Origin of the sequence: Streptomyces sp. MK37H, from assembly GCF_018035285.1 — a bacterium.
Taxonomy (GTDB): domain Bacteria; phylum Actinomycetota; class Actinomycetes; order Streptomycetales; family Streptomycetaceae; genus Streptomyces; species Streptomyces endocoffeicus.
Genome location: NZ_JAAAYH010000298.1, coordinates 1 through 11,381, shown reverse-complemented (window position 1 = coordinate 11,381; position 11,381 = coordinate 1). Strand labels below are relative to the sequence as shown.

Below are 11,381 nucleotides of genomic sequence, written 5' to 3'. Positions count from 1 at the left end.
GGCCGGGTAACCGCCGCCGCACGGGCAGACGTTGGACTGCAGCCACATCGACTTGCCGTCCGCGCTGATGTACTTCGACGGGATGGTGGTGGCGTAGCCGCCGTGCTTGGTGTGGGTCCAGGGGTAGCCGCCGAAGTCCTTGGGGGTGAAGTGCTTCCACGGGCCCCAGGGGGTGGGTGCCTCGTAGAACTCGTAGGTGTACTCCGTCCAGGAGGTGTAGATGTAGCGCTTCAGTGCCTTGTTGTAGACCACGCCGCCCTGGCTGATCACGCTGAGGTCCTTGGCCCGGCCCGCGGTTCCCACGTTCTGGTAGACGCGGTGGTCGTCATGGAGGACCGACACCCGTTGGTCGATGCCGGCGGACCACTGCGGGGTGCCGCCGCTGTCACCGGCGTAGAACTGCCAGGTGGAACGGTCCATGATGGACGTGGCGGGCACCCGTGCCAGATAGAGGTCGGTGGGGTCCGGGTCGGGGTCGAAGGTGTCGCGCCAGTTGTAGTCCAGGCCGTAGGCGTAGACGTATCCGTCCGGGCTGTCGGCGTTGTCCTTGCCGTAGTCCAGGAACATGACCGTGGTGAACTTCTGGTCCGAGAACATCGGCTTGACCTTGTCCGATGTCCAGGTGTCGCCCTTGTCGGCGGACTTCACGATCGTCGCGCTGGGCGCGTTGTCCAGCGTGCCCTTCTTGAGGTCCTGCACGGCGAGATACAGGTCGCCGTTGACGCAGACCATGCCGGTCGGCTTGCGGTAGTAGTCCTGGGGGGCGCCCCAGATCCGGCCGACCCCGTCGCCCGACGCCCGCTGGGCGCCCGCCAGGTTGCCGGGTGTGCCGCTGATCCGGGCCACGCCGATGTCCTGCCAGGTGTCGCCGAAGCCCACGCCGTCGCCGTACGCTGCGTAGACGTTGTCATCATTGGACCAGCACGACGGCCACAGGTCGCCGTGCTCCTTGTTGTCGCCGATCGCCGGGGCGCCGATGGTGGCGCCAGGGGCGATGTCCACGGTGGAGAAGAAGTCGCTCTCGGGGGCGTTCGCGGCATTGGTGGTCGTGGCGGCCGCGGCGGATTCGCGCTCGGTGTGGCCGGTGCCTGTGCTGTCCGCCTGGACGGCGGGTACGGTCGCCATCGTCACGGCGGCCAGCCCGGCCGCCAGGGTGATCAGGACTCTGGATCGTCGCACGGTGTGCTCCTCGCGGGTGTCGGTGGCGGCGTCCTCAGGCGGCCAGGCCGTTGATCCGGTACTGCATCACCCGGTAGTTCTGGTCGTCGTACCACTGGCTCACGGCGATGTGGAAGTCGCCGAAGGTCGAGCCCGGGACGATGAAGCCGCCGTAGGGGTTGGCCACCGCGTTGCCGGACTCATTGCCGGGAGTGGTGGGGACGATGAGGGTCTGCTCCGGAGTGGCGAACAAGTCGCTCGTCGGCAGGGGGAAGACCTGCGCGCGGATGTCCAGGGGCTCCATGTTCAGCCAGGTCAGGGCGTACTTGCCGCCCATCGCGCGGAAGCAGATCTCACCGAAGCGGCGCCGGGCGGTGATGGTGGTCGGGTAGTTGCCCCAGGCCCAGGCGCCGTTCGCGTAGCCCCACGGCTGGTACGCCGCCGGGTCGCCCAATCGGTCCTGCGGGACGCGGTGCAGCAGGAGGTCGGAGGGCACGTCCCGGTTGAACACGCTGGAGAGGACGTAGCAGTAGCCGTCGTCCGCCACCGCGTAGGTCTTCTGCTGGAACTGGCCGCCGTACTGGTCGCCGGGCCACTGGCACAGGTACTGCCACGTCTGGCCGTTGTCCGTCGAGCGCCAGAAGTCGGAGTGGTGGGTCTGGTACAGGACACCCCGCATCAGATGCATGTACATCGTGTTGCCGACGGTGAAGACGTCCGACGGTATGGCGGTGGTGTTGTTCTCGTGGCCCTCCGGGACCAGGCCCACGGCCTGCGAGCCGCCCACACTGTCGTCGATGACGAGGGCGTTCAGGTCGGGGTGGCGTGCCCGCAGGCCCACCGGGGCCCGCCAGTTGGGGCCGCCCACGCCGCCACCGTCGAAGGTGTCGCCGCACACGAACAGCATCGTGCCGTCGGGGCAGCGGACGGGGATGCCCAGGTCGGTCCAGGGCGCGGCGAACTGGCCCGTCTCCGCCGGGCCGGTGAGGTTTCTGACCTTCGTACCGGTGATGGCGGTGGCGGCGGCGTTCGCCCACGGCGCCCCCGCCGTCAGCCCAGCCGCCGCCGTGGCCAGGCCCAGACCGGCGGCGAGCACCAAGCGGCGGCCGGGGCCACCGGCGGTTCCGGCGGGCTCCCCACCGGCGGTTCCGGCGGGCTCCCCACCCGCCACTCCGGCGGGGACGGGTTGTGATGAAGCTGCCATGTGCGACTCCTCGGAATCGTGCGCTCCTACGGCTATGGCTACGGCTGCGGCTGGACCGCCACGTCTCCGCACAGGTGCACCTCGACGCCCAGCTCGGCGAAGAGCGCGGCCTTGGCACGCAGCGCCTTGTCGGCGGTCGCCGCGTCGGGTGCGTAGGCCACGTTGAGGTGGTTGGCGCGGTGGCGGGCCATGAACTGGTCGCGCGTGACGCCGTGCAGGACCGCGTGCATGATCGGCCACTGGTGGTTGGTGGCGTCGAGCCGGCGCCGGGTCTCCTCCTCGGGCAGCTCGACCGACGTGGCGCGGCCGAGGTCGACGTGCAACCTGCCGTCCATCAGGAACACCCGCGACCAGACGATCTCGCCCGGCTTGGAGACACCGCTGAGGGTGCCGCCGCCGAGCGGGAAGAACATCGGGGGCTGGCGCATGCTGTACGACTTGTCGTAACCGCCGTTGTGGGAGGCGGGCACCGAGCCGGAGATCTCGAAGACCCAGACGAACCGGCCGTCGTACTCCTCGCCCCAGCGGATGTCATGCAGTGTGGTGGCCGGGTCGAGGCCCATCGCCGTCCAGATGCGGTTGGTGACCAGGGAGTCCACGGCGACGCCCTCGTCCACCTCGTTGAAGTGCGGCAGCGGCGCGCCGGGGTAGAGCTCGCGGGCGCCGTCGCGGCTTCGTACCGGCGGGCGCTGGACGTTGTTGAGCAGGCCCTCGGCGAGGTCGCTCGCCGGGACGGTGTCCTTCAGGCCCTGCTGGTACTGGATGCCGACCGCGTCGAGCCCGAAATCGTCGGCGATGCGCACCGCGGCGATGTACATCTTGAACTGGCTGAGCAGCTGGGCGTCGGTGAGTTCGGTGGCCTCGTCGGTGCCGGTGTGGAAGGTCATCCCGGCCCGGTCGAGCCAGGCCCGGACCTCCTGGGCCTCCTCGTCCGACACCTTCTTCATCTCGGCGACCAGGGCGCTCTGCGACAGGCGCTCCTTGTAGATGCCGAGCGGGTTGAGGAACTCGTCGTCGATGATGGCGTTGTACATCCCCATGCAGCCCTCGTCGAAGACGCCGATGATCGCCTTCTCCTCGCGCAGCCGCCGGGCGAGGGCCACGCCCAGTTCGGTCTCGGGGTCCGCGCCCGGCAGGGGTGGCAGGGGCCGGACGTGGCTGGTGTCGTGGGTGAGCGAGCCGGTCTCCAGCCAGGTGCGCAAGGACTCGCGCGCCCACGCGTCGGTGAAGTCTGCGCTCCACAGCACCGAGTAGTCGCGCCCCGCCTTGGTGAGGCTCCCGGCGAGGTTCAGCAGGCCGACCAGACCGGGGAATTCGCCACTCCAGTTGGCCACTACCAGGATCGGGCCGTGGTGGTCGCGCAATCCGGCGAGGACGTGGTGGCTGTACTGCCAGACGGCCTCGACGACGATGAGCGGGGCGTCCTTGGGTATGTGCTTGAAGGTCTCGATACCGGCGCGCTGGCTGTCGATGAACCCGTGCCCCTTGGCCTCGTCCACCGCGTGGCCTCGGCGGACCTTCCAGCCGAGGTCCGTGAGGGCCGCGGCTAGGTCGCTCTCCAGCTTCTCCTGGGTGGGCCAGCAGGTGACGTTGGCTGCGGGGCGCAGGTCGCCGCTGGCCACGGTGTAGACGGTGGCCGGCTCGGCGGCGGGCGGCCGGTGGAGCTCGGGCAGGGTGTACGCGGTCATGCGGTCTCCGTTGATGGTGCGTCGTTGGTGCGTTGAGGGGCGCGAGTGGCGCTGGGAGCTCTGGGGGCGGCTGCGGGCGCGGGTGGCGCTGGGGCGCTGCAGGCACTGGGAGCGCTGCGGGCGCTGCAGGCGTTACGGGCGCGGGGGCGCTCAGCGCTCCTGTAGTGCGGCCAGCGCGTGGACGGTCGCGGCGGTGTCCGGGTACAGCCGCCGGTAGAGGGCGTACAGCTCGTCGTAGCGCCCGGTGTGTTCGGCGCGCGGCGTCACCGTCTCGCGCACCGGGTTCCAGTCGTCGATGGAGGCGTCCCCGACGAGCTGGGCGGCCAGCAGTGCGTCGCCGTAGCCCGCGCCGATGGTGATGGTGCGCAACTCCTGCGGGCGGCCGGTGATGTCGGAGACGATCTGCGTCCACAGCGAGCCCTGGGTGCCGCCACCGACGGCGACCACCCGGCGGATGTCACCGCCGACCGCCTCGATGACCTCGATGTTCTGCCGGATGCCGAACCCGGTGGCCTCGAGTGCGGCCCGGTAGAGGTCGCCGCGGGTGTGGGACAGGGTCAGTCCGGCGATCACTCCGCGGGCGTCGGGGTCCATGATCGGGGTGCGCTCGCCGGAGAAGTACGGCAGCATCAGCAGGCCGTTGGCGCCGACGCCCGACTCGGCGGCCAGCGCGGTGAGTTCGGCGTGGTCGCCGTCGGCGAACAGGTCCTTCAGCCAGTTGGCCACCGCGCCGGACGTGGCCATGCCACCGGCCAGGTTCCGGGTCCCGGGCAGGGCGCCGACCGTACCCCACAGGGACGGGCTGGTCAGCGGCTTGGGCACGGTGTGGACGAGGAACATGGTGGTGCCGTACATCAGCATCAGATCGCCGATGTTCTGCGCCCCCACGCTCAGGGCCTCGGCCCAGGCGTCGATGGTGCCGGTCGTGACGGGGATACCGGCGGGCAGACCGGTCGCCGTGGCGGCCTCGGGGGTGAGGGCGCCGGCCGCCTCGCCGGGCCAGCGCAGCGGCGGCAGTTCGATCCCGGGGGCGACCTCGGCGGCCCAGGGGGCGTACCACTCGGCGGCGAGCGTGTCGTACAGCGGAGTGCACTGGCTGGCCGAGTGGTGGTCCAGGACGTAGTTCCCGGTGAGCTTCCTGACCAGCCAGGAGCTCGGCATGTACAGGCGCTTGGCCCGCGCGTAGAGCTCGGGCTCCTCCTCGGCGATCCACGCGATCTTCGGCCCGGCGGCCTGGGTGGTCAGGGCGGAGCCGCCCCGGCGGATGATCTCGTCGGCGCCGAGCCGCGCCTCGATGCGCTGGATCTGCCGGACCGAGCGGGTGTCCACACCGTAGAGCACGGCGGGGCGCAGCGGGGCGTCGTGCTCATCGGTCAGCAGGACACAGGGGCCCATGCCGCTGACCCCGACGGCGACCACGGTGGTGTCCTCCGTGGCGGTCAGCTCACGGGCGAGTTCGGTGAACTCGCGCCACCAGACGGAGACGTCCATCTCGAAGTGGCCGGGGCCCGGTCTTGCGGGCGTGTGCTCCCGGGTGGCCGAGCGGATCAGTGCGCCATCGAGACCGACGAGGACGCCCTTGCTGCTCGAGGTGCCGATGTCCACTCCGATGACTGCGTTGCGAGGCATGGCGAGCACGCTGACAGAAAACGATTTCAGCGTCAAGGGAGACCACGCGGATGGCCTTTGCCCTGGCGAAAACCCATATCAGCAGCGCGCGTCCACACCCCGCGATACCTTGCGATCGGCCGTACGTCTCACCCCTTGACACCCCTTGGGGCCCGCTCTACGTTTCGGTGAAATGGATTTCAGACATGCTGCGCCGCACCGCCGGTGACGCCGTTTTCCGCGCGCCACGGTGCCTCTTCCGGCCCGTCGGCGCGCACCCCGTACCCCACCCATGAGGGCAAGACACGATGACGACCTTTGGACTCGACGGCATCTCCCGCAGGACGCGTGCCGTGAGCCGTTCCATCAGCGCCGAGAACATCACCGGCGCCAAGTCGGGTGGCGGCCGCGCCACGGAGGGCACCGGAGCGGTGGCGGCGAGCAGGCTGGGGCCGGGCTGGAAGATCTCTCCCAGCATCGACATCGCCCCCGGCACGACGGCGGTGCTCGCCGACATCGAGGGTCCGGGCACCATCCGCCACCTGTGGTGCACCACCGACCCGCACCGGGCCTGGCGGGGCACCCTGCTGCGGATGTACTGGGAGGACGAGGAGGAACCGGCCGTCGAGGTGCCGCTCGGTGACTTCTTCTGCAACGGCTGGAACACCTTCAGCCAGGTCTCGTCCGTGCCCATCGCCGCGAACCCCAACGGCGGCTTCAACGCGTACTGGCCGATGCCGTTCCACCGCAGGGCACGCATCACCCTGGAGAACCTGACCGCCGAGAAGGTCACGCTCTACTACCAGGTGGACTACGAGCTGGACGAGGTCGAGGACGACGCCCTCTGGTTCCACGCCCACTGGCGCCGCAGCCACCCGGTGCCGTACGGCGAGGTGCACACCCTGCTCGACACGGTCACCGGAGCCGGCGGCTATGTCGGCACCTATCTGGCCTGGGGCGTCAACAGCCCCGGCTGGTGGGGCGAGGGCGAGCTGAAGTTCTACCTCGACGGGGACGACGAGTTCCCCACGCTCTGCGGCACCGGCACCGAGGACTACTTCGGCGGCGCCTGGAACTTCGACGTCCCCGGCCAGGGCTACACCGCCTACACCACCCCGTACCTGGGCCTGAACCAGATCCTGCGCCCGGACGGGCTGTACAACAGCCAGCAGCGGTTCGGAATGTATCGCTGGCACGTCCTGGACCCCATCCGCTTCTCCGAGGACCTGCGCGTCACCGTGCAGAGCCTCGGCATCGGCCCGGGGCAGGGCAACGGGCTGCCGCACCGCTACCGGCACACCAGCGATGACATCGCCAGCACCTCGCTGTTCTACCTGGACGCCCCGTCGTCAGCGTCCCGCCCGGCCACCTCCCCCGGCACCTCACGCCGCCGTTTCCTCACCGCGGCGGCGGGCGCGGGCTCGGCCGTGGCGGCCCCGGCCCTGCTCACCGGTTGCGGCACGGCCCGGGCGAAGGGGGGCAACCTCCAGTTCTGGAACTTCTACGGGCCCCAGCGCTCGCCGGACCCGGCGGTCAACGCACAGGCCAAGTGGTTCGTCGACATGGTCGACCGGTGGAACGCCACCCACAAGGCGCGGATCGACCTCGTCTATCTGCCGCAGCCCACCTATCTCAATGGATTCAAGCTGCCGTCCGCCTTCGCCACCGGCGAGGGCCCGGACATCTTCCTGCTCTCCCCCGGCGACTTCCTGCGGTACTACAACGGCGGCGTCCTGGCCGACCTCACACCGCATATGGAGAAGGCGGCCATCGACGACTTCGGCTCCGCGCTCGACAGCCGCATGGTGGACGGCAAGGTCTACGCCCTCCCCATGGAGATCGAGCCGCTGGCGATGTTCTACGCCCAGGACGTCTGGGAGAAGGCCGGTCTGTCGGAGGCCGACATCCCCACCACCTGGGACCAGATGCTCGACATCGGCGACAAGCTGCGCACGAAGACACGGGCCGGACTGGTCTTCGAGACCAGTCCGGGCTACTACCAGAACTTCACCTGGTACCCGTGGATGTGGCAGGGCGGTGGCGAGGTCCTGGACGAACACGGCGATGTGGCCTTCGACTCCAAGGCCACCCGCCAGGCCCTGGGGCTCTGGCAGGACGCGGTGCGCCACGGCATCGCGCCGCGCACCATGCCCGCCGCCGCGGACGTGGTCGGCGGTTTCAAGGGCGGCAACGTGGCCATGTGGCAGCAGGGCATCTGGAACGTCTCCAGCTTCAAGGCGTTCGCGCCCGAGTACCGGTACGGCGTCTTCAAACTGCCCACGCCCCCGGGCGGCCGGTACGTCACCGCGCTGGGCGGCTGGTCCTTCTGCGCCAACGCCCAGGGCCGCAACCCCGAGGCGGCGGCCGAGTTCTGTGTCTGGGCGCTGGGCTCCATGAAGGACGAGTCCATCAACCGGATGGTGGAGTGGTGCGTCGGCACCAAGTCCGATGTGGCGCCACGGGACAGCGCCCTGGACCGCGGCTCCGCCAAGGGCGGTTACGACTCCGAGATCATGAAGAAGTTCAAGGACGAGATCTTCCCGGGCGGCCGCGCCGAACCGCGCTATCCCCCGGTCGTCTACAAGGCGATCTCCGATGCCATCCAGGGCACCATGCTCGCCGGCCACGGCGTGGCCAGTGACGCCGAGAGAGCCGCCCGGTCCATCGCGGCCTACACCAAGAGCTACAAGGGGGCGAGCCTGATATGAGCAGTGTCGCCGCACAGGAGCGCCGTCGCCGGGCCACCGTCGCCCCGGCGCAGTCGCCCGCCACGTCAGGCCGCCGGCCGAGGCTGAGCCGCAAGCACCGCGAGTGGCTGGCCGCCGGACTGTTCCTCGCGCCCGATGTGCTCGGGCTGCTGGTGTTCGTCGCGATCCCGATGGTGCTGTCATTCGGGCTGAGCTTCTTCCAGGTCAGCGGCTTCGGCAGCTATGAGTGGATCGGGCTCGGCAACTACCGGCGGATGGTGAACGACCCGCTGTTCTGGGACTCGATGAAGATCACGGGGCTGTATGTGGTGTTCCTCGTCCCCATCCTGTTCTGTGTGAGTCTGGGCCTGGGCCTGCTGGTGAAGCAGAAGCTGCCCGGGGTCGGCGTCTACCGCACGATGCTCTTCATGCCGTACGTCATCAGCCTGGTGGTGGTCGGCGTGCTGTGGAAGTTCCTGCTCGACGAGCAGACCGGGGTGGTCAACCGGGCCATGCGCGCCGCCGGTTTCGACGGTGAGTCCTGGCTCGGCAGCCCGTCCCTCGCCCTCGGCTGTGTCATCGCCGTCATGGTGTGGGTGATGATGGGCTACTACATGATCATTTTCCTGGCCGGGCTGCAGGAGATCCCCCAGGAGTACTACGAGGCCGCGAAGCTGGACGGCGCGGGGCCGTGGACCACGTTCCGCACCATCACCTGGCCGCTGCTGCGCCCCACCAGCTTCTTCGTCCTGCTGATGTCGACGGTCGCCGCCATCACCGGCGGTCTCGACCTGATCTTCGTCCTGACCAACGGCGGCCCCGCCAACGGCACATCGCTCGCCATCTTCTACATCTACCAGCAGGCGTTCGGATTCGGGGAGTACGGCTATGCGTCGGCCATGGGCTCGTTCCTGGTGCTGATCATGGTGCTCATCTCCGCGGTGCTCTTCAAGTTCACGAGAGGCGGGAGGTTCGACGATGGCGAGTGACGCCCTGACGACCCGGGCCCACACCACGGCCACCGCGGCCGGTCGGCGTCGGCTGCTGACCTCGCGCGCCGGACTGACCGTCCTGGCCGTCGTTCTGTCGCTGATCAGCCTCTTTCCCGTGCTGTGGATGGTCACGTCGTCCTTCAAGACGCGGGCCACCGTCACCGACGGACGGCTGATCCCGCAGGACTTCACCTTCCAGAACTTCGTCTACGTCTTCACCGAGGTGCCGTTCGGCCGCTATCTGTGGAACAGCTTCTTCATCTCCACGGTGATCACCGTGGCGGCGCTGTTCTTCCACTCGATGGCCGCCTACGCGCTGGCGCGGCTGCGTTTCCCGGGGCGCGAGAAGCTCTTCGGCGCCATCTTCGCCACGCTGCTGGTCACCGCGCCGGTGGTGCTGATCCCGCTGTTCCTGGTCGCCCGCCAGCTGGGCCTGCTCGACAGCTATGCCGGGCTGATCATCCCGGCGATCTTCAACGCGTTCGGCATCTTCCTGCTCCGCCAGTTCTACCTGGGGCTGCCGAAGGAGTTGGAGGAGGCGGCGGTCATCGACGGCTGCGGCCACTGGCGGGTCTACTGGAACATCGTCCTGCCGATGTCCCGGCCGATTCTGTCAGCCCTGGCGATCTTCTTCTTCCTCGCCAACTGGAACGCGTTTGTCTGGCCGTTGGTCGCCACGAGTGATCAGGACCTGACGGTGGTGCAGCTGGGTATCTCGTCGTTCCAGACGCAGTACACGTCCAACTGGAACTACATCCTGGCGGCGGCGACGGTGGCCGCGCTGCCCATGCTGGTGCTGTTCTTCATCTTCCAGCGGCGGATCGTGGAGTCGATCAAGACGTCGGGGTTGAAGTGAGCGATGTGAGGTGAAGTGGCGCCGCACGGGCCGAATGGGCTGGTGCGGCGCCACTTTGTTTGTTGTTCGGGTGGGGTGGATGCCTGCCCGTCGGGTCAGGGCCCCATCAGGTCCGGGCAGGGTCCGTCAGCTCCGGGCAGGGTCCGTCAGCTCCGGGCAGGCCCGGCCGTGCTCTCCCGGACCTGCAGCTTTGTGCGCAGCACCACGGTCTGCACCGGCGACACGCTGCCGTCCATGCGCTGGAGGAGGAGGTCGGCCGCGGCGCGCCCCAGCTCGTACGAGGGCAGTTCGACCGCGGTGAGGGATGGCCGTACCAGCGACGCCCAGGGAACGTCCCCGAAGGAGAGCACACCGACGTCGGGTGGGGTGCGGCCGGTCTCGCGGAGGGCGTCGAGGACGCCGATGGTCATGAGGTTGTTGGCGACGAACACGGCGTCGGGCGGCTCGGGCAGCGCCAGCAGTTCGCGCATCGCCGCGCGGCCGCCGTCCACCCGGAAGTCGGCATGCCGTACGTAGGTGTCGTCGGCCGCGGCCGGGCCGCCCTGGGCGGCGCGCAACGCCGTGCGGTGGCCCGCGAGCCGTTCCTCGGAGGTGGAGGCGCCTTCGGGCCCGGTGATGCAGGCGATCCTGCGGTAGCCGGCTTGGAGGAGGTGGCGGGTGGCCACCTCGCCACCGTGGTGGTTGTCGACCCGGACCGCGTCCACCTCGGCGTCGCGCGGACGACGATCGACGGCGACCACGGGCACAGGCCGGTCGGTCAGCGGCCCCAGATCCGTCTCGTCCTGGGACGCCGCCGCCACGATCACGCCCGCCATCTGCTCACCGAGAGCCACCTCCAGATAGCGGCGCTCCTTGTCGGTGTCCTCGTCGGAGTTGCACAGGACCACGGAAAGGCTGGTGCGCTGCGCGGCGTCCTCGACGCCACGGGCGAGCGAGGTGAAGAACGGGTTCTCGATGTCCGGGATGATCAGCGCGATCACACTGGACCGCTGCTTGCGCAGCGACCGCGCCACCCGATTGGGCGCGAACCCGAGGGCCGCCGCGGCCTCTTGCACGGACAGGGCACGTGCCGGTGTGACCTTGCCGCCGTTGAAGACACGCGAGACGGTCGCCGGAGAGACACCGGCGGCTCGCGCCACGTCATGGATCGTCACCAACTGTGTCCGCATCCCTTCACCGTGTACGGTC

8 protein-coding genes are annotated in these 11,381 nt (G+C 69.3%); 3 read left to right on the top strand and 5 right to left on the bottom strand.

Annotation, left to right across the window (positions count from 1 at the left end; all coding sequences use genetic code 11):
• From GWI24_RS31230 to GWI24_RS31215, 4 genes are all read right to left on the bottom strand, one after another.
• Window positions 1-1,179, bottom strand: a 1,179-nt coding sequence (locus GWI24_RS31230) for a DUF4185 domain-containing protein (RefSeq protein WP_308344149.1), incomplete at its 3' end; no start/stop codon positions are given.
• Window positions 1,180-1,213: 34 nt separating this feature from the next.
• The gene (locus GWI24_RS31225) at window positions 1,214-2,362 is read right to left on the bottom strand and encodes a DUF4185 domain-containing protein (RefSeq protein WP_210949304.1); all 1,149 of its coding nucleotides are present in this window, start codon (window positions 2,360-2,362) and stop codon (window positions 1,214-1,216) included.
• Window positions 2,363-2,400: 38 nt separating this feature from the next.
• Entirely contained in the window at window positions 2,401-4,050 is a 1,650-nt protein-coding gene (locus GWI24_RS31220; RefSeq protein WP_210949302.1) for a fucose isomerase, read from the bottom strand.
• Between the two features lie 150 nt (window positions 4,051-4,200).
• Entirely contained in the window at window positions 4,201-5,679 is a 1,479-nt protein-coding gene (locus GWI24_RS31215; RefSeq protein ID WP_210949300.1) for an FGGY-family carbohydrate kinase, read from the bottom strand.
• A 332-nt stretch (window positions 5,680-6,011) separates the two neighbouring features.
• On the opposite strand from GWI24_RS31215, the gene GWI24_RS45730 reads away from it, so the two are divergent.
• Genes GWI24_RS45730 through GWI24_RS31200 form a run of 3 tightly spaced genes read left to right on the top strand, consistent with a single transcriptional unit; the run spans window position 6,012 to window position 10,193 of the window.
• Window positions 6,012-8,366, top strand: coding sequence for an extracellular solute-binding protein (locus GWI24_RS45730; protein ID WP_308344148.1), 2,355 nt, complete (start codon window positions 6,012-6,014; stop codon window positions 8,364-8,366).
• Window positions 8,363-9,334, top strand: a complete 972-nt coding sequence (locus tag GWI24_RS31205) for a carbohydrate ABC transporter permease (RefSeq protein WP_210949299.1) — start codon at window positions 8,363-8,365, stop codon at window positions 9,332-9,334. Before GWI24_RS45730 ends, GWI24_RS31205 begins: the two co-directional genes overlap by 4 nt.
• Window positions 9,324-10,193, top strand: coding sequence for a carbohydrate ABC transporter permease (locus GWI24_RS31200; RefSeq protein ID WP_247617121.1), 870 nt, complete (start codon window positions 9,324-9,326; stop codon window positions 10,191-10,193). Before GWI24_RS31205 ends, GWI24_RS31200 begins: the two co-directional genes overlap by 11 nt.
• A 146-nt stretch (window positions 10,194-10,339) precedes the next feature.
• Here the strand turns inward: GWI24_RS31200 and GWI24_RS31195 are convergent.
• A partial coding sequence (locus GWI24_RS31195) for a LacI family DNA-binding transcriptional regulator (protein WP_308344147.1) occupies window positions 10,340-11,381 on the bottom strand: 1,042 nt, incomplete at its 5' end.